At 43.6% G+C, this 26348-nt stretch carries 22 protein-coding genes; 10 read left to right on the plus strand and 12 right to left on the minus strand.

Annotated elements, in window-relative coordinates; all coding sequences use genetic code 11:
* The first annotated feature begins 534 nt into the window (after positions 1 to 534).
* The 4 genes from thrA to tesB all read left to right on the plus strand — a co-directional run bounded on the left by thrA (position 535) and on the right by tesB (position 6367).
* On the plus strand, positions 535 to 2997 hold the full coding sequence (gene thrA, locus K6Y31_RS06455) for a bifunctional aspartate kinase/homoserine dehydrogenase I (RefSeq protein ID WP_233051989.1): 2463 nt from the start codon (positions 535 to 537) through the stop codon (positions 2995 to 2997).
* A 43-nt stretch (positions 2998 to 3040) separates the two neighbouring features.
* A complete protein-coding gene (gene thrB / locus K6Y31_RS06460; protein WP_233051990.1) occupies positions 3041 to 3997 on the plus strand; it encodes a homoserine kinase in 957 nt (318 codons plus the stop codon).
* Positions 3994 to 5271 (plus strand): threonine synthase, encoded by a 1278-nt coding sequence (gene thrC / locus K6Y31_RS06465; protein ID WP_233051991.1) that lies wholly within the window; start codon positions 3994 to 3996, stop codon positions 5269 to 5271. The genes thrB and thrC overlap by 4 nt, the downstream gene beginning before the upstream one ends.
* A 223-nt stretch (positions 5272 to 5494) precedes the next feature.
* On the plus strand, positions 5495 to 6367 hold the full coding sequence (gene tesB, locus K6Y31_RS06470; RefSeq protein ID WP_233051992.1) for an acyl-CoA thioesterase II: 873 nt from the start codon (positions 5495 to 5497) through the stop codon (positions 6365 to 6367).
* An 83-nt stretch (positions 6368 to 6450) separates the two neighbouring features.
* On the opposite strand, the gene grcA is transcribed toward tesB, so the two are convergent.
* The gene (grcA, locus tag K6Y31_RS06475; RefSeq protein WP_233051993.1) at positions 6451 to 6831 is read right to left on the minus strand and encodes an autonomous glycyl radical cofactor GrcA; all 381 of its coding nucleotides are present in this window, start codon (positions 6829 to 6831) and stop codon (positions 6451 to 6453) included.
* 365 nt (positions 6832 to 7196) lie between these two features.
* On the opposite strand from grcA, the gene ung reads away from it, so the two are divergent.
* Together ung and K6Y31_RS06485 are read left to right on the plus strand one after the other, a co-directional pair.
* The gene (gene ung, locus K6Y31_RS06480; RefSeq protein ID WP_233051994.1) at positions 7197 to 7874 is read left to right on the plus strand and encodes a uracil-DNA glycosylase; all 678 of its coding nucleotides are present in this window, start codon (positions 7197 to 7199) and stop codon (positions 7872 to 7874) included.
* Positions 7875 to 8021: 147 nt separating this feature from the next.
* A complete protein-coding gene (locus K6Y31_RS06485; RefSeq protein WP_233051995.1) occupies positions 8022 to 8558 on the plus strand; it encodes a hemerythrin domain-containing protein in 537 nt (178 codons plus the stop codon).
* Positions 8559 to 8627: 69 nt separating this feature from the next.
* On the opposite strand, the gene K6Y31_RS06490 is transcribed toward K6Y31_RS06485, so the two are convergent.
* Complete coding sequence (locus K6Y31_RS06490; protein WP_233051996.1) at positions 8628 to 9275, minus strand: AhpA/YtjB family protein; 648 nt, start codon at positions 9273 to 9275, stop codon at positions 8628 to 8630.
* Between the two features lie 108 nt (positions 9276 to 9383).
* Between K6Y31_RS06490 and serB the strand changes: the two genes are divergently transcribed.
* Complete coding sequence (gene serB, locus K6Y31_RS06495) at positions 9384 to 10427, plus strand: phosphoserine phosphatase SerB (RefSeq protein ID WP_233051997.1); 1044 nt, start codon at positions 9384 to 9386, stop codon at positions 10425 to 10427.
* Positions 10428 to 10475: 48 nt separating this feature from the next.
* On the opposite strand, the gene K6Y31_RS06500 is transcribed toward serB, so the two are convergent.
* Positions 10476 to 12821 carry a PilZ domain-containing protein gene (locus K6Y31_RS06500; RefSeq protein ID WP_233051998.1) on the minus strand — a complete coding sequence of 782 codons (2346 nt, stop codon included), beginning with the start codon at positions 12819 to 12821 and terminating at the stop codon, positions 10476 to 10478.
* A gap of 171 nt (positions 12822 to 12992) precedes the next feature.
* Between K6Y31_RS06500 and radA the strand changes: the two genes are divergently transcribed.
* Entirely contained in the window at positions 12993 to 14357 is a 1365-nt protein-coding gene (gene radA, locus K6Y31_RS06505) for a DNA repair protein RadA (protein WP_233051999.1), read from the plus strand.
* 51 nt (positions 14358 to 14408) lie between these two features.
* Here the strand turns inward: radA and K6Y31_RS06510 are convergent, their stop codons facing one another.
* The 3 genes from K6Y31_RS06510 to K6Y31_RS06520 form a co-directional block, all read right to left on the minus strand.
* On the minus strand, positions 14409 to 15020 hold the full coding sequence (locus tag K6Y31_RS06510) for a flavin reductase family protein (RefSeq protein ID WP_233052000.1): 612 nt from the start codon (positions 15018 to 15020) through the stop codon (positions 14409 to 14411).
* 98 nt (positions 15021 to 15118) lie between these two features.
* The gene (locus K6Y31_RS06515) at positions 15119 to 15868 is read right to left on the minus strand and encodes an SDR family NAD(P)-dependent oxidoreductase (RefSeq protein ID WP_233052001.1); all 750 of its coding nucleotides are present in this window, start codon (positions 15866 to 15868) and stop codon (positions 15119 to 15121) included.
* A 12-nt stretch (positions 15869 to 15880) separates the two neighbouring features.
* Positions 15881 to 16303 carry a thiol-disulfide oxidoreductase DCC family protein gene (locus K6Y31_RS06520; protein ID WP_233052002.1) on the minus strand — a complete coding sequence of 141 codons (423 nt, stop codon included), beginning with the start codon at positions 16301 to 16303 and terminating at the stop codon, positions 15881 to 15883.
* Positions 16304 to 16464: 161 nt separating this feature from the next.
* Here K6Y31_RS06520 and K6Y31_RS06525 point away from each other — a divergent pair, with 161 nt between their 5' ends.
* Positions 16465 to 17079: a LysE/ArgO family amino acid transporter gene (locus K6Y31_RS06525; RefSeq protein WP_233052128.1), complete on the plus strand. Its 615-nt coding sequence runs from the start codon at positions 16465 to 16467 to the stop codon at positions 17077 to 17079.
* 119 nt (positions 17080 to 17198) lie between these two features.
* Here the strand turns inward: K6Y31_RS06525 and K6Y31_RS06530 are convergent, their stop codons facing one another.
* Positions 17199 to 19166, minus strand: coding sequence for a cation:proton antiporter (locus tag K6Y31_RS06530; protein ID WP_233052003.1), 1968 nt, complete (start codon positions 19164 to 19166; stop codon positions 17199 to 17201).
* Between the two features lie 152 nt (positions 19167 to 19318).
* Between K6Y31_RS06530 and K6Y31_RS06535 the strand changes: the two genes are divergently transcribed.
* The gene (locus K6Y31_RS06535; RefSeq protein ID WP_233052004.1) at positions 19319 to 19753 is read left to right on the plus strand and encodes a gamma-glutamylcyclotransferase family protein; all 435 of its coding nucleotides are present in this window, start codon (positions 19319 to 19321) and stop codon (positions 19751 to 19753) included.
* Between the two features lie 133 nt (positions 19754 to 19886).
* Here the strand turns inward: K6Y31_RS06535 and K6Y31_RS06540 are convergent, their stop codons facing one another.
* The 5 genes from K6Y31_RS06540 to K6Y31_RS06560 form a co-directional block, all read right to left on the minus strand.
* Entirely contained in the window at positions 19887 to 20252 is a 366-nt protein-coding gene (locus tag K6Y31_RS06540) for a PilZ domain-containing protein (protein ID WP_233052005.1), read from the minus strand.
* Between the two features lie 203 nt (positions 20253 to 20455).
* Entirely contained in the window at positions 20456 to 22120 is a 1665-nt protein-coding gene (ettA, locus tag K6Y31_RS06545; RefSeq protein WP_232801851.1) for an energy-dependent translational throttle protein EttA, read from the minus strand.
* A 267-nt stretch (positions 22121 to 22387) separates the two neighbouring features.
* Positions 22388 to 23881 carry a DUF3360 family protein gene (locus K6Y31_RS06550; RefSeq protein WP_233052006.1) on the minus strand — a complete coding sequence of 498 codons (1494 nt, stop codon included), beginning with the start codon at positions 23879 to 23881 and terminating at the stop codon, positions 22388 to 22390.
* A gap of 524 nt (positions 23882 to 24405) precedes the next feature.
* Entirely contained in the window at positions 24406 to 24603 is a 198-nt protein-coding gene (locus tag K6Y31_RS06555) for a hypothetical protein (RefSeq protein WP_233052007.1), read from the minus strand.
* A gap of 157 nt (positions 24604 to 24760) precedes the next feature.
* Positions 24761 to 26215, minus strand: coding sequence for a protein adenylyltransferase SelO (locus tag K6Y31_RS06560; protein ID WP_233052008.1), 1455 nt, complete (start codon positions 26213 to 26215; stop codon positions 24761 to 24763).
* Positions 26216 to 26348 lie beyond the last annotated feature (133 nt).

Genomic DNA, 26348 nt, shown 5'->3' on the forward strand with positions numbered 1-26348 from the left:
CACCCGTTGCATTGATAACGTTAATTGGGTTTCAACCTGTTGGTGAATAGTACGTTCACGACCTTCAGCTGGTTTGGTACCTTGATGAAACGGCTAATTAGTAAGGTTGTAACCAGTGCGCACTATGATTTACTTAGCCGCCGTGTGAGTGTAACAGGGGGCGTAGCCGAATATTTGTCTTACCTATTATTGATAGAGGCTTAGACTGCTTTCTGTTTGTTTATTAGGTTTTTTGTGTTGTTTTATTGTTTTCTAGTTTATTTATTGGCTTTTTATTCTTTTTTAGCAGTTTATTCGGCTTTTTGAGCTTGTTCTTGCTTCAACGCCTCCAATTGACAAGCTAGGTAAAGTTCGGTATTAGTGTAGCCATTATTTTATAAGGTTGCTTTATGCTAGTTATTCTAACGACTACCACCATTATTACCACCAGCACAGTTATTGTCGCTGGGGCGGGCTAATGGATAAGCAATAGCAAAATTCTATAAGCCCGCTCAAACGAAGCGGGCTTTTTCATTTTTATCAGGGAGAGGTACGATGCGCGTACTTAAGTTTGGCGGTACATCTTTAGCCAATGCAGAGCGATTTAATCGCGCTGCCGATATCGTGGTAAGTAATCAGCAGCAGTCACAGGTCGCTTTAGTTTTATCTGCGCCAGCAGGTGTCACCAACAATTTAGTTGAAGTGGTGGCGCAAACTAGCCAAGGGCAAAATGCCGAACATCATGTCGCGGCCATTAAAACCATTTTTACCGACCTGATCATTGGCCTTTCTAAGCTTTATCCTGATTTCAGACATAATGCGCTGTTAAACCAAACCGACGAGGTGTTAGCCAAAGTAAGTAAGCTGTTACAAGGTGTGAGCTTGCTTGAGCAGTGCCCAGATAACATTGAAGCGCGGATTTTGTCCCAAGGTGAAGTGCTTAGTATTGCTTGTATGGCTGAGCTGCTAAAAGCCAAAGGGGAAGTGGTTGAAATTATTGTGCCACAAGAGAAGTTAATTTCTTATCGCGGTGGTTATGTCGAAGCGATGGTTGATATTGCGGCTTCAAAGGCGCGTTTCGCTGCTGAAGTCATTATCCCCGAAGCCATTTACTTAATGCCCGGTTTTACGGCTGGTAACGAAGCGGGTGAAACCTTAGTGTTGGGGCGAAATGGCTCTGACTATTCTGCGGCGGTGTTGGCGGCGTGCTTAGATGCTGAGTGCTGTGAAATATGGACCGATGTGGATGGTGTATACAGCTGCGATCCACGTTTAGTTAAAGATGCCACTTTACTTGATTCGTTAAGTTATGCTGAGGCGATGGAGTTGTCTTACTTTGGTGCTAAAGTGCTGCACCCGAAAACTATTGCGCCTATTTCACAACATCACATCCCTTGTTTGATAAAAAACACCAATAACCCACAAGCGCCGGGCACCTTAATCAGCGGTGAGCCGGGTGATGCAAAAATGGAAGTGAAAGCCATTTCAGATCTTAAAGGTATGACCATGTTAAGTGTGTCTGGTCCTGGGATGAAAGGCATGGTGGGGATTGCAGGTCGCATTTTTTCTGCGGTATCGCGTGCTGGCGTGTCTATTGTCTTAATCACTCAATCTTCGTCTGAATACAGCGTTAGCTTTTGTATTCATAGTTATGAAGCACAGTTGGCCGTTTCAGCGATAGAGCAAGAGTTTGAACTAGAGCTTGCCAATCAATTAATTGAGCCGATTGATCAAAAGCACAATTTGGCTATCATCTCACTGATTGGCGATGGCATGAAAACATCTCTTGGTGTTGCGGCGCGTTTTTTCAATGCGTTGGCAGAGCCGTCGGTGAACATTATTGCCATTGCACAAGGCTCGTCAGAGCGCTCTATTTCTGCCGTTATCCCGGAGAATAAAGTCAATGAGGCAATTAAATCTTGTCATCACAATTTCTTTGGTACCCAGCAGTTTATTGACGTATTTCTCGTGGGCTGTGGCGGTGTTGGTGGTGCTTTTGTCGACCAAATCTATCGCCAAACAGAGCAGCTTGCGAATAAAAATATCACCATGCGGGTGTGCGGCATTGCTAATCGTAGCGCGATGATCACCAATCCCGATGGCATTGATTTAACGAATTGGCGCGATCAACTCAAAGATGCGACAGAACCCTTCTCGCTAAAACGCGCTCATCAACTGGTCGAAGCTTCACATATCATTAACCCGGTATTAGTTGACTGTACCAGTGATGACAAAATTGCTGATGATTATGTTAACTTTTTAGGTGCGGGCTTCCATGTGGTTGCCGCCAACAAAAAAGCCAACACAGGTAGCATGGATTACTACCGTCAGTTGCGCCTTACTGCTTTATCGACCCGCCGTAAGTTTCTTTATGAAACAAATGTGGGTGCTGGCCTACCAGTCATTGAGAACCTACAAAATCTATTAAATGCTGGCGACCAGTTGATGACGTTCAATGGTATTTTGTCGGGCTCATTGTCATATATTTTTGGTAAATTAGACGAGGGCATGGCATTTTCTGAAGTGACTAAGGTTGCTCGTGAAAATGGCTTTACTGAGCCAGATCCACGCGATGATTTAAGTGGCGTTGACGTGGCGAGAAAACTGTTAATTTTGGCCCGTGAAGCGGGCATGGAATTGTCATTAAGCGATGTTGAGATTGAAGCGGCATTGCCGCCAGGCTTTGATGACAGCGGTACCATTGAAGAGTTTATGGAGCGCTTACCGCAAGCGGACGAATACTTTGCCAAGCGTGCAAAGGATGCCGCAGACAAAGGTCAAGTATTGCGCTACGCGGGAACTATCGAAGATGGTCACTGCCGAGTGTCAATTATCGCATGTGACGAATCAGACCCTTTGAATAAAGTAAAAGATGGCGAAAACGCACTTGCGTTATACAGCCAGTACTACCAGCCAATTCCTATGGTGCTAAGAGGCTATGGTGCGGGCACCGAAGTGACCGCTGCTGGTGTGTTTGCTGATGTATTAAGAACACTGAATTGGAAGCAGGAAGTTTAACCATGATTCCAGCTATAAAACGATTAACTTGGAGAATAGGATCATGAGTCTTGTTGCTTACGCCCCCGCTTCTACGGCTAACGTGAGCGTTGGGTTTGATGTTTTAGGTGGTGCATTAGCGCCAATTGACGGCTCATTATTGGGCGACCGCGTATTGATTGAAAAGGGCACTGACGATTACAGCTTAACTTGCAGTGGTCGCTTTGCTCACAAGCTGCCTGCCGATGGCAAGAGTAATATTGTTTATCAGTGTTACTTAGGTTACAAAGCGGCGCTATCGGAAAAAGGCATGACTTGCTTACCGGTAGCGATGGAATTAGAAAAAAACCTGCCAGTAGGCAGTGGTCTTGGCTCAAGTGCTAGCTCCATTGTGGCGGCATTGGAAGCCCTTAATGCTTTACATGATTACCCATTAGGCGAAATGGAAATGCTGGCGTTAATGGGCAAGCTTGAAGGTGAAATAAGTGGCAGTGTGCATTACGACAACGTCGCACCTTGTTACTTAGGTGGCATGCAATTAATGCTTGAGCAGGGCGCATTGATTAGTCAAGCCATTCCTAGCTTTAAAGAGTGGTATTGGGTGGTCGCTTATCCCGGTATTACTGTATCAACCTCGGCTGCTCGCGCGATTTTACCGGCGCAATACCGTCGTAGTGATGTGTTAGCATATGGTCGTCACTTGGCAGGTTTTGTTCACGCAAGCTATACCAATCAACCAGATTTAGCTGCGGGAATGCTCAAAGATGTGATTGCGGAGCCTTATCGTCAGCAGTTAATCCCTGGCTTTAAAGAAGTGCGCAAATACGCCACACAAAGCGGCGCGTTAGCAACGGGTATTTCTGGATCGGGCCCGACGGTATTTGTGGTGATGAAAGAGCTAGACCAAGCCCAGCGTTTAAAAAGCTGGTTAGAAGAACACTTCATTCAAAATGAAGACGGATTTTGTCATATTTGTCACCTCGATGAAGAAGGTGCAAGAGTTGTAGGAACGCAGTTATGAACTTATACAATATCAAAGAAAACAGCGAGCAAGTGAGCTTTCAACAGGCTGTTAAGCAAGGTTTAGGTAAAAACCAAGGGTTGTTTTTCCCTGACACCATCGAGCCGTTGGCTGATGTGAATGCGCTGTTAAAACAAGATCTTGTTACTCGCAGTAGCGCCATTTTACATCACTTGATAGGTGATGAACTCAGCGCTGAAGATGTGTCTGATATGGTGAGTAAAGCATTCCAATTTGGCGCGCCAATTAAACAGGTTAGCGATGATATCTACGCCCTTGAGCTATTTCATGGTCCAACTTTAGCGTTTAAAGACTTTGGCGGCCGCTTTATGGCGCAATGTTTGGCTAAATTTGGTGGCGATAAAGCCATCACCATTTTAACGGCAACATCGGGTGATACTGGCGCAGCGGTAGCTCATGCGTTTTATGGTCTAGAGAACATTAAAGTGGTTATCTTATATCCAAAAGGTAAGATCAGCCCATTACAAGAAAAGCTATTTTGTACCCTAGGTGGCAATATTACGACCGTTGCGATTGAAGATGACTTTGATGCCTGTCAAGCCATGGTTAAGAACGCATTTGATGATGAGGAGCTAAAACAAGCCATTGGCCTAAACTCTGCAAACTCTATTAACATCAGCCGCTTGTTAGCACAAATTTGTTATTACTTTGAAGCCTTTGCGCAGCTGCCAGCTGACAAACGTGACAATGTTGTGGTGTCGGTGCCAAGTGGTAACTTTGGTAACCTAACGGCAGGTTTATTGGCGCAGGCTTTAGGTTTACCGATTAAGCGCTTTATCGCTGCAACTAACGAAAATGATACTGTTCCTCGTTATCTGCAAGACGGTCAGTGGGCACCAAAGAAAACAGTTGCCACGCTTTCTAATGCGATGGACGTGAGCCAACCGAACAACTGGCCGCGTATTGAAGAGCTGTTTAAAGTGAAAGGTAAGTCCTTATCTGAGCTAGGCAAAGGCATGCTAACTGACGCTGAAACAGAAGTCGCTCTGAAAGGATTAGACGATGCTGGCTATTTATGTGAGCCACACGGCGCAATCGCTTATGATCAGCTCACTAAACAGTTACAAGCAGGGGAGACCGGTATTTTCCTATGTACTGCTCATCCTGCTAAGTTTAAAGAAAGCGTTGAATCTATCTTAGGTAAAGATATTGGTTTGCCGAAAGAGCTAGCTGATCGCGCCGATCTCGAATTGTTATCAAAAGAGATGCCTGCTGATTTTGCGCAATTGCGTGAACTGTTGATGAATAACTAATCCTTCACACGTTTAATAAATACTTAAAGGGGCTTTTGCCCCTTTTTTGATCTTGGCTACAGTGTCATGTTGTCACTTATGCCTATTTCGGGTTAACTTAGTGCTATGGCACCCTCAAATTATTGTTTTGCCTCGCGCCCTAACAATACTCGCGACACTCGCATGTTGCAGTCGTTTGGGTATATGCCTATCATGGGCAACTTTTTCAACAGCAGGTCATCACATGAGTAAAGTATTAACCGATTTGCTCTCTCAACTTCAGCTTGAGCGTATTGAAAACACACTATACCGTGGCCAGAGCCAAGACTTAGGGTTTGGTGCGGTGTTTGGTGGTCAGGTTTTAGGGCAGGCCTTGTCTGCTGCGAAAGAAACAGTAGAAGAGCAGCGTAAAGTACACTCGCTACATTGCTACTTTTTGTTGGCGGGAGATGTAAATCAACCGATTGTTTATGATGTAGAAGCGATTCGAGACGGCGGTACTATTTCCACTCGCCGGATCAAGGCTATTCAAAATGGTAAAGACATTTTCTATATGACGGCCTCCTTCAAAGTGCCCGAACGCGGTTTTGAACATCAAGATAAAATGCCAGATGTTCCTGCGCCAGAAGAGCTTGAGTCGGAACAAGATTTTGCGTTGAAACATCGTGAGCTACTACCTGAATATATTCGTGAGAAATTTATTTGCGATCGGCCTATTGAAATCCGTCCAGTAAAAATGGTCAATCCCTTGGCTCCTGAAGTATCTGAGCCTAAGCGAGCGGTATGGATGAAAGCACGTGGCGCGATGCCAGACGATTTACGGGTACATCAGTATTTATTGGCTTATGCGTCAGACTTTAACTTTTTACCCACTGCGTTGTATCCCCATGGCGAGTCATTTTTTTCACCGCAGATGCAAGTGGTTACTATTGATCATTCGATGTGGTTTCATCATGAATTTCGCTTTGATGAATGGCTACTTTATGAAATTGATAGTCAAGCCGCTGCAGGTGGGACGGGCTTAGTGCGGGGGAAAATTTTTAACCGTGAGGGTTTGCTTGTTGCGTCAACCATTCAAGAAGGGCTAATTAGAAAAAGGCCTGAGAAAAAATCATAGTCTGGATACAGAAATGGAAAAGGGCGCTATGCGCCCTTTTTATTGCAACTCTCCATGGCTCAATGGAGGCTGAAACCCCGATATTATAGGCTTTCAGTGAAAGTACGCGTGATCACATCCTGTTGTTGCTCTTTTGTTAACGAGTTAAAACGTACTGCATAGCCTGATACGCGAATAGTCAGTTGTGGGTATTTTTCTGGATGAGCAATCGCATCTTCCAATGTTTCACGCTTTAACACGTTTACGTTTAGGTGCTGACCACCTTCTTGTAGCGGTGCAACCTGCACTGGCACTTCTTTGTATTCGATATCACCCAAATCATTTAACGCAACAACTTGGTCTTCCGCGTAAGCATTGTCTTTTACACAAAGGCAACGTGCTTCTTGTTTTGCTTCATCTAACAACCAAAATGAGTTAATCAAAGAGGCATTATTTGCTTTAGTAATTTGCACACCAACTGTCATAGTCAAGCTCCATTTAAGGTAGAAATTTTGAAATAAAAGGACATAAATGAAATTAAAGAACTTTTATTCCTTGGTTAATCTATGAACTATTATAGGCAGCTCGCATCTTGATGTAAATCAATTTAATACCCCTAAGGTGGTATTTTTGCTTTTAGTTCTTTGATCTAAATCAATGAAATATCTATTTTAGCTATTGTGGCCGCTGTGTGGAGATGGCACGGTCTCAAAAACTATTTTGTAATTTATTAACGTAATTTAATTACATATTTGTGTGTTGTTTATAGCGGGTATAAACGGTGTTATTCTAGGTTTATGACTTATTATCAGCTAACTGAGTAGGTTAGCTAACCAAAAAGGAAGCACTCATGGCGCTGCATAAAACGTGGGCTGAAGTGATAGGTGTAGAAAAAGAACAAGCTTACTTTCAGCAAATAATGTCTTTTGTTAAAGCTGAGCGAGATTTAGGCAAGGTTGTGTATCCTCCTCAGCATGAGGTGTTTAATGCGTTTAAATTAACTGAATTGTCTGATGTTAAAGTGGTTATTATTGGTCAAGACCCTTACCACGGCCCCAATCAAGCTCATGGTTTATGTTTTTCAGTATTACCGGGCATTAAAACGCCGCCATCATTAGTTAATATTTACAAAGAGCTACAAAATGATATACCGGGCTTTGTCATTCCTAGTCATGGCTTTTTACAAAGCTGGGCTAGTCAAGGTGTGTTATTGCTCAATACTGTGCTGACTGTTGAGGCGGGTAAAGCCCATAGCCACGCTAAGTGCGGTTGGGAGCTATTTACCGATAAGGTGATAGAGCAAATTAATCTTCATTGTGAAGGGGTTGTATTTTTGCTGTGGGGCGCTCATGCGCAAAAAAAAGGTGCCATGATCAATACCGCGCGCCATCACGTGTTAAAAGCGCCGCACCCTTCACCTTTATCCGCGCATCGAGGCTTCTTTGGTTGTGGTCATTTTTCGGCAACCAATGAACGATTAAAGCAGCAGGGGTTGGCGCCAATTAATTGGCAACCAGAATTGCCATAATTACTTGGCGATAAAATATTAATCGACTAGTATCATAAGGTTATTTGTAATTTTCTAGTAACAGTTAGCTGTAATGCTTTATATCAAATTATTTTGCCCAAGCCCTTGATAGAGTGGATTTTCAAGGATAAGCATAAGGACGCAGTCGTGTTAAGTATCATACATAACGATCATAAGAATATTGCCAAGTTACTCAACGTGCTAACAGATAAGCTCAGTAGAATTAAGCTTGAGGATGAAGTGGACTACCGCTTAGTGAGAGACATTGTTTCTTATTTACAAACTTATTCTGGAAAGTTTCATCACCCCCTCGAAGACCGTATTTACGAATACTATCTTAAATACCGGGTTGTTGATGACAGTGTAGCTAATCGCTTACATGATGAGCATCAGCACTTAGAGATTATTAGTGCCGAGCTAAAAGAGATGATAGACAGTATTTTACTCGATGCTATCGTGTCTCGTGATGACATCATTGAAAAGTTACAACAGTTTGTTAATTTGCAAAAAGCGCATCTTGATTACGAAGAAGTTGAAATTTTACCTGCGATTAAAGCCAGCTTAAGTGCCGATGATTGGCGTCATCTTGAGCAAAATTGGCACCATGATCCGCAAGAAGACCCATTGTTTGGCCGTACTGTTGCAGATCAGTACAAGTCGCTAGCTAAGCGCTTAAGTTTATAAGCAATTTTTTGTTTGTAATATAAAAAATCCAAGCCTTGGCTTGGATTTTTTTGGTTTTAAAATTGCTCGTTACGGCGATGAAGCGGAATCGTTTTGCTGTTGTTTTGATTTGTACATCAGTTGTTGCCACCAATGGCGTTTTTTCGATAGTGAGCGGGTCAGTAAAAAGCCAATTAGAAGGGCGACTACTAACATGGTTTTGAGTAGTTCATTGGCTTTTTGTTGGTAGTCGTTCATCACCGCTAATATTTTACCTTGTTCTAGGGTCACCCTTAGATAGCCTATCTTTGTACTTTCTTTAAATAACTCAGCAATATAAGGAATACGGTTTTGGGCTATCTCACGTGCATCTGCTGAGGTTGTTTTCGGTGATAGGTTAAGCACTAAATCGAGTGGTAATGCATCGGCAGATTGGTGTAATACCACACCAAAGGCATTGTAAATGGTTACATCTCTAACCAAGGGGTCATGGGATAGGCCGTCAACTAGGCGCAACAGCTCTTCATTGTCTTCTGCTTCAAGATAACGAGCGGCATCATTCGCTGCTCGGCTGGTTAAGGTATAGCCAAAACGCTGAGTTTGCTCGATACGGTTTTTATCTGCGAGTACCTGTAAATTAGTCGTTAGATAGGCGAGGTAACCGATTAAGCCAACAGCAACAATTAGTTGTAGCGTTCGCCAAATAAGCAAGCGAGGTAGTTTTGCATTTAGTGTCATGAACAAAAGACTCCTAACCAATAAACACACTAAGATTGGTACTTGCAAAGGTAAAACGCAATAGCTATCTTGAGCGCAATTAATTTTAATGAAAAATCAGGAAGTATTGTGCAAAAGTTACATGAAGTCAAAGTGACCCAATTGCCAGAGAGTCTTATACAATGGAAGGCATTGTTAATTGAGCAAGTTGGGGCATTTGATGCGCTATTGTTTGAACCTCAAGGTGCTTGTGCTGTTACTCAAGTGTCAGTGCAGCCCGCGAAGCAGTTAGTATTAATGGGCCGCACATTGACTAGCCCGATTTTGAGTCAGTTCACTAAGATCCTATTACAAAATCAAGTTGAAGGTATTTATGCCTATGGGCCTAAAAACTTATTGGGTACTACTGTTGTTCGCCTTGCCTTAGCTAACGCGCCAGCAGGAACGAAAGCTTTGGTGCAAGAGTTTTGTCAAACTCATCAACTTGATTTTGCTTTTGTTGATCATATCCCAACTTTGGCTGAGCCGGGCGTGGTGTTAATGGACATGGACTCAACCACGATCCAAATTGAATGTATTGATGAAATTGCACGCTTGTACGGTGTCGGCGAACAAGTATCAGCGGTGACAGCCCAAGCTATGAATGGCAAGTTAGATTTTAACGAAAGCCTGCGTAGTCGAGTAGCCTTACTTGAAGGTGCAGACGAAGATATTCTTAATCAAGTGATTGAAAATATGCCGTTAATGCCCGGCCTAAAGGACTTATTGGCTGGTCTAAAACAAGCAGGGTGGAAGGTTTGTATCGCCTCTGGCGGCTTTACTTACTTTGCTCAAGCATTAAAAGATAATTTAGGTTTTGATCAAGTATTTGCCAATACCTTGGAAATTATCGATGGAAAATTGACGGGTAAAGTGTTGGGGGAAATTGTTAATGCGCAAGTTAAAGCACGCATTTTAGGAGAGTTAAGCCAACAGTATGGTGTTAGCAATACGCAAACAGTGGCGATTGGTGATGGCGCTAACGATTTGATCATGTTGGGCGCATCGGCGATGGGTGTCGCTATTCATGCCAAACCTGTGGTGCAAGAGCAAGCAGCAGTCTCTATTAATCATTTGGATTTAGAAGCGGCATTTTGCATTTTAAGCACCAGTCAGAATACGGCTTGGTCATAAGTTGACCGCCAGCCAGTTTGATAACTGGTTGGCTATTTGCTCTGCCAATCACGACTGTGGGTCGCGCAGACCAAAGCGATATAAGGTTTCAACAGTTGAATCAAACAGCTCTACGATGGCGCAAATAGACCATAGCTCGTTTTCTACCTGTTTTGCTTTGTGAATCGCATAATGAGCAATGTAATCGAGTTCTTTTTGAATCGATTCTATGTCCGGTTTACCCACTCGGGTTAAATCAATAATCAGAGAGTAAAAGTGGCCATGCTGCAATGCATGGTTAATAAAGGCTTTGCGCTCACTGTCATCAAAGAAGTCTTCATCCAAACACCGAGTGACCTTTAGCTCTTCGCTATCATCAATATGTATATACATTTCAATGCGTTGGTTGGCTTCATTGCCCGGCAGGTTTTTTAATCGCGTGGCGACTAAGTCATCTAATTGTTTATCACCAAAAATAGGCGTGAGGTTGAACTGGTTCTTTTCTTTATTGAATGCTTTCAGTAGCGGCGCAAGGCTATGGGCTTGAGCATTAATTGCCAGTTTACCTACATCAAAATGGCCGTGATGGCGACCAATAAAATTAACCGCAGATAACAGATGGTGGCAACATAAATGTCGTAATGCGAGCTCTAAGCCGGGTTTTGGCAGCTTTTCAACTGCTTCACTGAGTTTGCCGGGGTTACTTTCAATCAGTAGATTAAAAAATTCTGTGCCGGTATGAGACTCTGCATGTTTACCAACACATAAATGAACAATGGTGCGTGCAGGGTTAAATCCTACCACACGATATACCATGCGCGACAGGTTCATGGTTTTAGTCAAGCTCTGCAACTTGGGTAGAGAAATCAGTACCTTTTCTCCCTTCTTGACTTGGGCTGCTTGGGTGAGGGCTATTTTTAATCCTCGAGGCGAAAAATCTTGGGTACTGCCTTCTAGCACGCCTGCTTTAGTGGTGAGCTCTACCAAGGTATTATAGTTATAGCGCTTCTCTTGGCGCTGTTGAACAAATTTAAAAGGCAATTGCTCAAAGTGCGTTTGTTTTTTACTAACAAAACGGTTGAGCTGGTTAGCACTTTTTATTTCACTGGCAAGAGATTGATAACTCGGCTTATGTTGCTCCATGGTGACATCGGTTAGCCAGCCGACGTAACGCACTTCTAAGGCTTTTTCCAAGGCAATGCGAGAGACGTTTTGTGGGCTATGTTCACTAAATTGGCGTTTTAGTATGGTCGGCTCAGCGACGGTTAACTGCAATTTATACACACGCCAGCTGGATTTTCTCGATGCAAAAGAGAGAAATAACGATTTAAGGCCACTTTGCTGCAGTTCTTCTTTACTGGCGGCAATAAAAAAAGCTTTACATTCGGTATGATGAATAAAACTAAAAATAAGGGTTTCTTTAATATCTTGAGGCTGTTTTAAAATCAACGCTATTCGCTCTGGGTTAAGCAGTTGCGAAAGGCTATTTTCACCCTTTTCATCACGCCAGTATTCTAATATGGGCAGGTTTTGGCTATTACACAGCACGCTTTCAAGCTTAGGCTCACTATGGTGACTAAAAAATAGCGGTAACCCTTTCATCAAAGGTAAGTAATACTGTTCGTAACCTTTGGTTGTGACTGAGTGCAGTAAGTTGTCGGTATTAATTTTGTAACGATGCTTATTGCCCTTAATAAAGCCATCAAGAAAGTTATCAAATCGAGTCGGATCTTGAGTTCGCGCGAGGCGAAGCCAAATAAGGTCTTTGGTTTTATCTTGTCCAACTAAAGTGTAGGGCACAGGATTTCTGAGTTCTGGACCGCTAAATTCTTTTTGTAAGCCAGTAAAAATAATGCCCACATCGGTACCTGTTTGCACGCGATGCTCAGGGCTTATTTTGACTCTTAAGCCAGTGGTTGATATATCCGACGTCGTTGCGGCTATCTCTTGTCCATCTTGAGTCAGAAATTGCACAGGAATGGCAAAGTGCATCCGCTCTGCACCTCTGGCATTAGAGCGTTGTAGGTTAAGGTGCTCAGCTTGGAGTAGCGCTTTAACTTTTTTTATTTTCTCGGTATTTTTGGATTCGCGTTTTTGATTAACCACATCTTCAAACACCCCCATGGTATAGCTGTTGTTGAATCTTTTTAATGATTTTTCAAAGGCTTTAATCGCCGTTTCATCAAGAAAGTGACGCTTTTGACCAAAGGTAAATTCTTTGGCATCAGGGTATTTATCACGCAAATCTATGATGCGCTGACAGGGGGCGTTAAGCCGATTGAGTTCCATTTTGACTAAGAATTTCACATTGGTGCTTTCACCAAATAAAATTCTATCGAGTAGATCATTAAAATCAGACTCGCGCATTAATGGCAATAATTGTTCGATTTGACCTTGGTAGTCTTTTAAATCCATGAAAGTATGATTAGCCGCTAGAGTCAGAGAAAACTGGTTGTTTAAAACTACTTATTTACTTTACCCGTTATGACAACTGGGGGCAGTCGCTTTTTTTTATTATTGCGTAGTATGATACAAAAATTATGCCGAACAATCGGCAAAACGGGTTTAACAACGTTAGAGGGCTTTATGGCTAAAGCAAAAACCGCTTATGTATGTAATGAATGTGGTTCAGAATTTTCACGCTGGCAAGGGCAATGCAATGATTGTAAGGCGTGGAACACCATCACAGAAGTACGCTTAGCACCGGCCAAAGGAAGTCGTAATACCAGTCATCAAGGTTACAGTGGGGCCACTCAAGCGAAAGTTCAGGTGTTAAATGATATTTCACTAGCGGACTTGCCGCGTTTTAGCAGTGGCTTCAAAGAGCTTGATCGCGTGTTAGGCGGTGGCATTGTGCCGGGTAGTGCGATTTTGATTGGTGGTAACCCAGGTGCCGGTAAAAGCACTGTGTTACTGCAAACCATGTGTCATTTAGCACAAACCATGGGAGCGCTTTATGTAACGGGTGAAGAGTCACTGCAACAAGTAGCGATGCGCGCGAATCGCCTAGGACTGCCCAATGATAAATTAAAAATGCTGTCAGAAACCAGCGTTGAAACGATTTGTCATTTAGCTGAGCAGGTCAAACCGCAAATAATGGTGATTGACTCGATTCAAGTGATGCATGTTGCAGATGTGCAAAGCTCGCCGGGCAGTGTGTCGCAAGTGCGTGAAGCCGCCGCTTATTTAACGCGTTTTGCTAAGCAAACCGGCGTCGCTATCTTTATGGTGGGTCATGTGACCAAAGATGGCTCTTTGGCGGGCCCAAAAGTACTTGAGCATTGTATTGACTGTTCGGTGATGCTTGATGGTGATGCCGACTCTCGCTATCGCACCCTACGGGGCCATAAAAACCGCTTTGGCGCAGTTAATGAATTGGGCGTGTTTGCCATGACTGATCGTGGTATGCGTGAAGTGAGTAACCCTTCAGCCATCTTTTTATCTCGCGGCGAAGAAAACACTTCAGGCTCGGTCGTGATGGTGATTTGGGAAGGAACCCGGCCACTGCTGGTGGAAATTCAAGCGTTGGTTGATTATTCCCAGCAAGGCAACCCACGGCGCGTGGCGGTGGGAACTGAACAAAACCGTTTAGCTATTCTATTGGCGGTATTGCATCGTCATGGCGGTTTACAAATGGCCGACCAAGATGTGTTTGTAAACGTCGTCGGTGGGGTGAAAGTCGCTGAAACCAGTGCCGATTTGGCCTTGTTGGTGGCGCTGGTTTCTAGTTTTCGTGACCAACCTCTATCGCAAGAATTAGTCGTGTTCGGTGAGGTTGGTCTATCAGGTGAAATTCGCCCGGTGCCCAGCGGCCAAGAGCGAATTATTGAAGCGGCTAAGCACGGCTTTAAACGCGCCATTGTACCTATTGCCAATGTGCCAAAAAAACCGATCGAAGGCATGGAAGTAATTGGGGTTAAAAAACTGAGTGATGCGTTAGAAGTGCTTTAGCAAGTGATGTCACTGCACTGCAGTGACATCTCGTTAAGTGTGAAACGATGTTTATTTTGGTTTTGCGTAAGGTAAGCGCTGCAGCCTTGAGGTGACATGATAGCTGTCTAGACCGGATACTGTGACGCAATCCAGCAATTCGATATCCACATAGCCATCTTTTGTGATGGCTTCATCATCTACCATTATTTCTATTATTTCCCCGATGACCAACTCAGTGCCATTAACGGCTAATGTTTGGGTGCTGATGAGCTTTAATCCCATTTTTAAGGCACTTTCTGCCACGTAAGGGGCCAGTATTTGCTGGCCTAACTCTGGGTGTAAACCCACTTGCTCAAACTCAGATTGATTTTTATCGTAACGTGCCGATGTTTGGTGCGCTTGTTGGTAAAAATCAGCATTGACTTGATTAATGGTATAAACCTTCGTTGCTTGTATATTTTCCAGTGTATGGCGAGGCACGCTATGAGGACGCATGATCATCCCTATTAGCGGAGGGTTAGCGCCCAAGTGAAATACCGAACTGACAATTGCCAAATTATGATTGCCATTAGCATCGCAAGTGCCGATCAAATTTGCACTTTTAAAGCCCGAAAGCGAGTTAATAAAGTGGGCGCGATAGCGGTTGTCTAAATCTGTAATGTCTTGCTGAGTAAAATGCATAGTTTGTCCAAGTATTGGGGCATTTTTATTATTATGTTGGGGTTTGCCAGTTGATGCCTTACCTAGCAATGACTGTCTTTGCCAATTAATGTAATGACTTACCAGTCTATAGCTTGTCCTTGCCAGTCAATAAAACTTGCTTGCCCATTAGGCGGATAGCTTGGTAATAAGCTTAGCAACTGTGTGGCAACAAATTCAGCAGCGAATAACTTCTCCTTGGCAACATTGGCTTGGAATGGCCTAGACAGTGGCGTATCGGTTGTCCCCGGATGAAATGAAATTATTTTCACTTGTTTGAGTCGTCGCCCATACTCAATCGCTGCATTTTTTATCATCATGTTAAGGGCTGCTTTTGAGGCGCGATAACTGTACCAGCCACCCAATTGGTTATCTTGGATACTACCAACCCGTGCGCTAAATATCACAACGTGTGATTCTAGTTTAGGCGGTAATCGATGCACTAAATGCTTTAGCCACATTAGCGGCACTAACATGTTACTTTGCATAACTGCTAACACATTTTCAGGGGTTATATCTTCCAAGCGCTTTTCAGGTGTTATCTCGGCTTGGGTTATTGCATGTTTGCCATGGAGAAAGCCATTACATACAAACACATAACGAATAGGTAAGTGAATATCAATTTGCTTTAAGCTCGCTAGTATTGCGGCTTCTGAGTTGTCGCAAGTCAGCGGCTCAACCTTGGGGCCAATCTTTGGATTTGTATGCTGACGACTGATGGCGTAAACAATTTGGATTTGCTCATCGTTGCTAAGTTGCATGATCAATTGCTGAGCAATGGCGCTACTTGCACCAATAACGATGGCGCAATATTGCGGTTGATTTGGCATAGTAAGCCCCAGTTAACGAATTTTTGTGATGCAATGGCCGTCATCACAGGCGTTTTGAGCTAAGCGCTTTTTACCCGTGAGTAGCAACGAAATGTTATAGCGGTATTTAGCGAACACTAAATAGGCTTTGTCGGCAACAGGTCTCACTAAGGGCATTCGCAGCAACGATGTGAGCTTGCCACAACCCACCATTGACCAAGCTTTATGGGTGACGTCTAAACCAAGTAGAATAGCGCCATTTGCTAGCTCGCCATGTAAAATGTCATTGGCGTGCTTTCTGTCTATGTGCGGGTAGTTTTTTTCAAAATCAATTCGGTTGATATCGACTAAAGCAATAAGGTTATGCTTGTCACGTCGCTTAATTTGCTGCATTTCGCGATGACATAAAGGACAAAGTCCATCAAAATAGATCGTTAGCTCATAAGGGGAAGTCATCTAAGCTCCTTGGTTAAGTTGCTATCACGCAAATTTATGAATCTCACATATGGATAACGTATGGATTGATGAATTAGATCTTATTTAACTTTAACTCAGTTGTCGTATGTCGTTGTGCATATTGCTGCTGTAGCTTGTTGCAACAGATAGATTTTCACGTGATGTTAGAGGTAAAAGTGGATATTTTTATTACAGGGTTATTATTGGGTTTTAGCTTGATTATTGCTATCGGCTCACAAAACGCGTTTGTATTACGTCAAGGCCTTAAAGGGCAGCATGTTTTATTAGTGTGTGCTATCTGCGCATTATCTGATGCGGCTTTGATCGCGCTAGGCGTGGCAGGGTTTGGTGTATTGGTGAAACAAGCGCCTTGGATTGAGCTGTTCGCCCGTTATGCAGGAGCGCTGTTTTTAATTATTTATGGCGCTCGAAGTTTTTGGGCGGCCGTTAACAACAAGGCTGGCACATTAGCTCCTGCATCCGAGACTTTCTTTTCCATTGGCAAGGTGGTATTAACCTGTCTTGCGTTTACTTGGCTTAATCCCCATGTTTATTTAGATACCGTTATTTTATTGGGATCTATTTCGACTCAATACGGCGCGCAAAAATGGCTATTTGGCCTTGGCGCCATGTCTGCTTCTTTATTGTTCTTTTTTGCCTTGGGTTTTGGCGCTCGTTTACTGACGCCGTTATTCGTAAATCCTATGTCATGGCGAGTACTCGATTTTGTGATTGCTGGGGTCATGTGGTTTATTGCGGCATCATTAATTCTGTAACGAATGTAGCCAGCGTTTCGCATTAGCAATAGTGCTGCCTTCTCCTAACAAATCAAATATACGCCACAAAAAAGATATCCAAGTATCTAGACGTTACTTGAATACCTCTTCAGTAGTGACTAATTTTTATCCGTTTTAGTTTCCTTGCTAGCGGTGGTTTGAAGTTCAGATTCGGCAGTAGCATTAAGGAGATCATGCTCCTTAATCGCTTCATTAGCTCGCTCAGCTTCTTCCTTCGCTTTTGCTTTGGCCTCTCGCTCTGCCGCTTCTTCTTTTGCACGTTGTAGAATGGCGTGCTCTTGGGCATCAAGGGGCAGTAAACTGATCAGTTCAATATCATTTTGCTGTTGGTTATTTTCAGTTTCTGAAATGACCTTAACTTTATTTTCTTTAGTGATATACACCAAAGGGATCGCGGTTTCACCGTAGCGCTGGCGAAAATGCTCATGGGTAAAGTTGTCGGTAATGCTGGTGATTTTTAATATGGCGCCTTTTGCCATTAAACTGGCTAGCTTGGCGTAGGTGATATTCTCACCAAATAAACACAATCGTTTAAGGTAAGACTCTGATAACTGATGTCTGGCACTGCTGCTGTCACGGCTATTAAGGCCATACACTTTATTAATGCCGAATAGATCCTGAAAGTGAAAGCTTACTAAAGGATTGAGTTGACGATAGGGTGACATCACCAGTACGCGGCCAATACCGTTTAAATCAAGGTAGTTGCCGGCATGCTCGGAGGCTGGATTACCAAAATACACTGGTAAGTTTTGCATTCGAGCCAAGCGAATATTGTCGTAGTTGGTATCCGTTAGCACGACGGGAATATTCTTGTTTTGTAAAATAATGGCCAGCTCTCTAGAAAATTTCGACGCGCCAAACATCAGTAACCCTTGTGGGGAGCCAGCTTGAACGCCGAGAAATTTAGCCCATCGCCCGGCCGTTAAGCTCTGCACTACCACAGTGCCGATGATGATCAAAAACACTAAGGGTACAATTAACTCTGAGCCTGCGACATTAAGCTGCTCTAGTTTAATGGCAAATAAAGAGGATATGGCGGCTGCAACGATACCGCGAGGGGCCAACCAACTTAAAAACCACTTGTCGGCTCTGGTGAGAGAGGTCCCAATACCAGAGATCCAAACACTCAGCGGTCTGGCGATAATCATTACCACCAATAGCACGCCTAGGCCAGACCAGCCGAGGCTAAGCATGGCATCGGAGTTTAATCGCGCAGCCAATAAAATAAACAAGGCAGAGATCAATAAAACAGTCAGTGTTTCTTTGAATTCCAATATGTCCGCGATGTCTACTGCGCGCATATTGGCAAGCCAAATGCCCATTACAGTAACCGTTAATAAGCCTGACTCTTCTTGCAAGATATTGGAGCCAACGAAAATACCGAGCATAATAGTCAGTACCGCTGTATTGCGTAGGTAATGTGGAAAGATGTTTTTCCTTATGGCCATGCCTATGCCATATCCGCCCAGCGAACCTAGACCGAGGCCAATTAATAAGGTTAGGCCTAAAGAGACCATCACATGAGTGGTGGGATCGGCGGTAACGGTAATGTATTCAAACACTAATACGGCAAGTAGCGCGCCGATAGGATCGATCACTATGCCTTCCCAGCGCAAAATGCTGGCTAAGTTTGATTTTGGCCGCACTGAGCGCAGCATCGGGACAATTACTGTTGGCCCTGTTACTACCACCAGCGTGCCAAATAGTAAGGCGATGGGCCAGTCAAAACCGAGTAGAAAATAAGCTGCCGGAGTGACGCAAGCCCAAGTGATCAGCACACCGATGGAAACCAAATGGGTCACCATTCGACCATGCTCTTTAATTTCTTTAAAATTAAGGGTGAGCGCCCCTTCAAATAAAATAACGGCCACCCCTAATGAAATAATGGGAAAGAGTAAATCACCAAAAATGGCATCAGGCTGAAGCCAACCTAAGCCGGGCCCAAGTAACAGGCCGCACAACAATAAAGGTAAGATGGCTGGAAGTCGCAGTTTCCATCCCACCCATTGGCATAACAGAGACAGTACCCCTATAAGTGCCAGCATACCGGTTATGTGTTCTACCATGTTTGTTCCTTTGTGGTATCTGAGAGATTAAAATGATCAGGCTAAAAACAATTTACCAGTATATTTGATAGCTTTGTTAATAATTGTGGTGTTGCCTTTATAGCACCACAAGTTTGTTACATTTACGGTGAGTTTAGTTGGGAGCGGTCATAATGGATCACCAAAGTCAGTTTGTTTTTGTCTATGGCTCGTTACGCCGAGCAGGAAAACGCCATGATTTGCTCAAACAGCAAAGCCAATATGTGGGTAACGCGCGTGTTTCGGGTCGCTTATTTTGGGTAGCAAGTTATCCCGGTTTAGTTGTTGCCCAGTCTGACAACGATTGGGTGTTAGGTGAAGTATACAAGATGAATAATCCCTGTAAGTTATTACGTCTGCTTGATGAATATGAGGAGTGTACATCAGCCAACCCGCAACCTCACGAATATATTAGAGAGCTTAAACAAGTTGAATTGATAACAGCAGGGCGTGGCTCAAGTCTTGTTAAGGCGTGGCTGTATCGCTATTGCTGGCCAGTTGACCAGAATAAACGGATACATTCTGGTGATTTTATTAAGGCCGTTGCTGAATCAGAGGACGTTGAATAGCAACATTTTACTGAGTGGCGCGATAAGGGGGATAAGCATTGGAAATAGTCGGTAAATGCTATTGCAAGTCGTTCGGTCGGCGTGGTTTGCTCGATGTGACTCGAGCAAAAAAGTCATAACCAAAGATAAAAGGTTAGTCTTGTTGTTTGACCAGCTGTTCTAACTCTCGATGTAGCAATTCATCATCGCCGACATTTAGTTGTACCAAACGTTTTAAATGGGTCGCGCTTTCAATGTCGATGCTGGTGGTTTTTAAGCCTAAGTGATCGTCATGTTGATGGCATAAGGTGACATTCATACTGAGTTCGATATTGGTATCGACTAAGGTGAAATGCAAAATTAGCTCATTACCGATGGCTTCATTCCAATTGTCAGGAGTCGCGACAAGTGCGCCTTTTAACGATAAGTCTAATAATCGAGTAGGCCAATGCTGTCCGCTGGCTTCGATTGATGCGTTGGCTTCATATACCACGCGGGAAAACTTTCTACGCTCTGACATACATCTGTTCCTGTAGTTAATATGGCTGTTAGGGACGCTTCCCTAAGCGATATCTAGCAGATTAGCGCTTTTTTTACCCAAGATCATCCTCTGCGCTTTTAAGCATAACTAAGATGTGAGCTTTGTGCGACTTTGCCGAAAAAGAAACGCCCTGCAGGGCAGGGCGCTTAGGGCATAACATGAGGTGCTACTTCAGCAATTATCTATGAAATACGCTTGTACTTAATACGATGGGGTTCAGCCGCTGCGGCGCCGTAGGTTTTCTTCAACCAAGCTTCGTAATCAGTGTAGTTACCTTCATAGAAGTTGATTTGGCCTTCATCGCGGTAATCAAGAATATGGGTGGCAATACGGTCTAAGAACCAACGGTCATGGGAAATAACCATGGCACAGCCAGCAAATTCTAATAACGCATCTTCCAGCGCGCGTAAGGTCTCAATGTCCAAGTCGTTGGTTGGCTCATCCAGTAGTAATACGTTACCGCCCGTTTGCAATAGTTTGGCTAAGTGTAAACGACCGCGCTCACCACCTGACAAATCGCCAACACGTTTTTGTTGGTCGGTGCCTTTAAAGTTAAAACGGCTTACATAGGCGCGGCTAGGAATTTGGATATTGCCTACCATCATCATATCGCCGCCACCGGTGACTTCTTGGAATACCGTTTTATTGTTATCCATGTGGTCACGGAACTGGTCAACACTCGCCAGTTGTACTGTTTCACCGAGTTTTACTTCACCGGAGTCGGGTTGCTCTTGACCGCTGATCATCTTAAACAGGGTCGATTTACCCGCACCGTTAGGGCCGATAATACCCACGATTGCGCCTTTTGGAATGCTGAAAGACAAATCATCGATTAACACACGGCCATTGAAGGATTTTTTCAGATTAGTGACATCAATTACTTGATCGCCTAAGCGCTGACCGGTTGGGATAAACAGCTCGTTAGTTTCATTACGCTTGGCGTAATCTTGGTTATTAAGCTCTTCAAAACGCGCCATACGTGCCTTGCTTTTAGATTGACGACCTTTGGCGTTAGAGCGTACCCATTCCAATTCTTTTTCAATGGATTTTTGACGCGCTTTTTCTTGTGACGCTTCTTGTTGTAAACGTGCATCTTTTTGCTCAAGCCAAGATGAGTAGTTACCTTCCCAAGGAATGCCGTAACCACGGTCTAGCTCTAAGATCCAACCCGCAACGTTATCTAAGAAGTAACGGTCATGGGTAATCGCCACAACTGTGCCTTCATAGTCGTGTAAGAAGCGCTCTAACCAAGCCACTGACTCGGCATCCAAGTGGTTAGTTGGCTCATCAAGTAGCAGCATGTCTGGTTTTTCAAGTAACAAGCGACAAATGGCCACGCGGCGACGCTCACCACCTGATAAGTGCTTAACTTGCGCGTCCCATTCAGGTAAACGCAGTGCATCTGCAGCGCGCTCTAGTTGGTTGTCTAGATTATGGCCGTCATGAGCTTGAATAATGGCTTCTAGCTCGCCTTGTTCTTTAGCTAGGGCGTCAAAATCAGCGTTTTCAAGGGCGTATTCGTTGTACACTTCATCTAAACGCACCAGTGCATTTTTCACTTCGGCAACGGCTTCTTCTACCACTTCACGCACGGTTTTATCTAAATCGAGTTTAGGCTCTTGCGGTAAGTAACCGATTTTAATGCCCGGCATGGGCCGTGCTTCGCCCTCAATTTCAGTGTCTACACCGGCCATAATACGCAGTAAGGTCGATTTACCGGCACCGTTTAAACCTAACACACCAATTTTGGCGCCAGGGAAAAAACTAAGTGAGATATCTTTTAAAATAGTGCGTTTTGGGGGGACGACTTTGCCCACGCGGTTCATGGTATAGATAAACTGTGCCATTAATATTTCCTTTAATAACAGTATATTGAATTGCTGTCGTAGTGGTATTTGTCAGCTTGGTGATAACGCTAGAAAATGCGATAAGCTCGCAGCGTGATGACCCACTACAATAATGCAGCAATGAAAACAGGATTTAAGGCATTTGACAACCGTAAAGGCGTAAAAGTATGGCTAATTTTGTTGGTGTTGGCTGGAAAGTAATACTGCTTAAGCAGATAAAAAAATCCGAGACGTTGCGCCTCGGATTAATGGGTTATCAAATTGTGGTTAAGTCTGTTGTTTTAGAGCAGGAAAGCCCGGCAGCTGACCCACTAGTGCCAGTGAGCCAACACAGATAATAAAAGTGATAAGCGGGATAGTTAGCTTATCAGTCCAAGATAGGGATTCCGCGCGCTCTTTGTCGCCGGTTAAGCCAAGGTTATCCAACAGCATGGCCAATGCCCAACCAAATACTGGGTTAACTAGGGCGCAAGAGAACATACAGATACCCGCACTTTGCGAGTTTTGCGCGCTGCGTACCATTTGCATGCCCGCTTCAAGTAGTGGTAAGAACACGCCCACTAATAGTGCTACGCGTAATACCGGCTCCCACATGGCTAAGTCCATTGGATAGCCAATCACCGAGGCCAGCACACAAACCAGACCGGTTAACACCGCGCCTCCTGGAATAGGGCGCTTGGCGATAGCGGCAGGGATCATATAAGTACCCCAAGATGACGCTAAGTTACCACCACCTAAGCCAGCACCGATAATTTGACGAACAGAACATACCGCCATAGTGTCATCCACATTCATTAATACCTTGTGGGCCTTGCGAGGGTAGTTTAGCTCTTGGAATACACGGTGTCCTAAGAAATCGGGTGACCACATTGCCACCGCTAAAATGGCAAAGGGAATAACGGCAATGTAATGATGCAATTCAGGCCAGCCCATCTGCCAGCCAGTATTTTCTCCCCACCAATAAAATGGGCTCATGTTGGGCAGACCTGGCTCAGTGACAAAGCTAAAAGGCGTGCCCATCGCGTAAGCGATAATACCGGCCATGGCCGAGCATAATGGAATGGCAAGCCAACGTTTTTGAATTTTTGCTAAATAAGCATAAATAACAATAGTGGCAAAGATCACCACAAAAAATACCGGCTCTTGGTCAATGCTGACCGACCATTGGTCAAACTTTTTGATTTGCCCCACTAACCCCATTGCGCCAAGGTAAATTAGCAAGCCGCCGCGCACGCCTTCACCGGTTAAGGTGACGAGTTTAGATCCACCTTTACTGGCACTGAGTAGTAATCCAAATATCCCCACCATAATACCTAACGCTAAAGGATGTCCTCCAGCTGCCGCAATTAAGGGAATTAATGGGATCATCGGGCCGTGTGTACCGGCAAGGTTGGTGAGTGGGTTAATTAATGCAGAAAATAAAACCACAAACAGTACGCCAGCAATTAATAATTCATAGCGGACGTTTTCAACAATAAATTCTGGCGATAAATTAAATTGACTGGCAAAAGCTGCGACCATGGCTGTTACCATCACAATTTTACCTATAGTAGCGGCAAATGCGGGTACCCAATCTTCTACCTCAATTCTAAAATCACGAAACGGTAAATTTAATTTCCAGCGCTTTAGCTCCATAATTTCGAGTTCGTGCTCTAAGTATTCGGTGCGGCTATTAAACTCACTAGCGGGTTTATGCTTTTGCTGATAGCTGCTTTGCTCCGCCGGTGGTTTAGTTTCAACTGGGTCTTGTTGTGAATTCATATTATCCCTCTAAATAAAAACAAAAACGTTAAATGCATTGATGTTTTGGCATCCTTTGTGGTGCATTAAAAATGGCTTTGCCTTTGTGTTTACTGATCTAAATCAGGTTCATGTATATATTTTCCTGATGAACGATATCAGCGTTTTTAATTTTATCTAGATGAAACTGCTTGGTAACTATTGTTTTTTGGCTTAAAAATCTAACTGGCTCACACTTTGTTTTATTTATGTTAATGTTTTGTGGTATTTTTGTGGGTTTTTGTTGTGTGTATTTTGACCGGTTTTTTCGTAACCGATTGCTGTTATTTAGTAAATATGAAGATTTTATATTTTTTATTTTTACTTTTGTTTTCTTGAAAGCGATATTTTATCTCGCGCTGCTATTGAATAAAATTGAGAGCTTGCGCTTGCTGTCGTCAAAAGTGAATAGAGCCAATTTAATTAATGGATTTACTATTAATGAGGCTGCTAGTGATATAAAAAAGGCCTATTAAAAAATAGGCCTTTTTAAACAGTGATGAAGGTTAGTGTAGCCGACTCGGGTAAGCTTGAGTGAAAGAAACCGTGTCTTGTAGACATAATACATAAATAAAATTGGTGATAGCGAGCAACCAAAATTGAAATAAAGTTAATGGCTTTAAACGTTTATCAAATACCCAGAATTTATGAATTAATACCATTATGGTAATCACTTTGATGATAACGAAGATAGAAAAAAACATGCTCAACTCCTTTGAACCATTTTTTAGTCACCTTGCCGATTTATTCGCCATGATTCAACCAGCACGAAGCAAATGTTCAAGCATGTTCACAATTGCTCAGTTAGGCAAACTTAGTCTTACGTTACTTGTCTTATATCATTTTTTTCATTATAAGTTATTAAGAAGAACAACTTAGAGGTCGTTGTTGCGCGCCTTTAACGGGTGGCAGGCTATATTGATGATGTTCCATTTGCTCATCAAAAGGGTGTTGCAGTAAGGCAAATAGCCGCGCAATTTCGTTATAGTTACCTTGCTCTGCTTGCTCAATGGCGGCTTGGGCTAAATGGTTACGCAAAATATACTTAGGGTTGCGGCTTAGCATACTGAGCTTGCGCGTTGAAGCTGGCATGCTGTCTTGGCTAAGTCTTAGGGTATAAGTATCAAACCACTCACTAAAGCCCCGTTGGTCTTCAAATAGATCATACATTTGTTCTGGCCCTACAGTGTTAGCGAGGCGGCGAAAGAAACAAGTGTAATCTACTTGATTAGCGGCCAGTAAATTAAACAGGCGGCGAATTAACTCGCCATCTTGTTCTTGGTGTTCACTAAGGCCCAGTTTGCTTTGCATTAATTGACGGTAATGACTGATTAGCTGCGGCTCAAATTCTGCTAATGCGTCATTCAAGGCTTGTTTTGAGATCAGTGGCGTTAGCGCATAGCCCAAAGCAGATAAGTTCCAAAGTGCTATGTCGGCTTGGCGATTAAAGGCATAACGTCCTTCGTAATCAGAATGATTACAAATATAGTCGGCTTGGTAGCTATCAAGGAAGGCGAATGGTCCATAATCAAAGGTTTGCCCGAGTATCGACATATTATCTGTGTTCATCACCCCATGGCAAAAGCCAACCCCTTGCCATTGTGCGATTAACGTGGCAGTGGTGCTTATTACTTGTTTAAATAAGGCCAAATAAGGCTCTGGTTCGTTCACTAGGTGAGGGTAATGCTGTGCGATCACCGCGTCGGCCAACACTGGCAATAGGTGATGTTGATTACTGTGGTACAGATATTCAAAGTGGCCAAAGCGGATATGGCTTTCACTGACTCGAACTAGAATGGCACCCGTTTCTAATCGTTCACGCCAAACTGGCTCTTCGCTGTCAATTAAGCATAGGGCGCGGGTTGTAGCAATGCCCAGATGGTGCATCGCTTCACTGCACAAGTACTCTCGAATGCTTGATCGCAATACCGCGCGACCGTCACCCTGGCGTGAATAAGGTGTTTTTCCTGCCCCTTTTAAGTGTAAGTCCCAGATAACGCCATTATCATTTTTCACTTGTGCCAATAATAAGCCGCGGCCATCGCCTAAAGCGGGATTGTAAACGCCAAATTGATGACCGGTGTATTTCATCGCTAAAGGAGCCATGTTGTTGAGCAGTGTATTGCCTGAAAACAGTTGAATGAACTCGTCTCGTTGCAGTTCGTTTATATCTAAGTTTAATAATGCCGCAATATTTTCATTAGCGTGTACTAACTTCGGTTGCTGCAATGGTGTAGGGGTGACTTGCTGATAAAAAACATTTGGCAACTGGCTAAATGAGGAGACGTAGTTGAGTTGTTCTAAGGTGTTATTCATAGGCACATCACGCGCAACGTTATTTCCCCACATCATAACTCAGTAGTGAGTTAATTCGACCCCAAACTAAATAAGGGTTAAATGGGCTTGCCCAATTAAGCTGACTATACTTGTTTTATTGCTGGTTGATGGA

Origin of the sequence: Motilimonas cestriensis (assembly GCF_021295315.1) — a bacterium.
GTDB classification, from domain to species: Bacteria; Pseudomonadota; Gammaproteobacteria; order Enterobacterales; family CBDFNC01; genus Motilimonas; species Motilimonas cestriensis.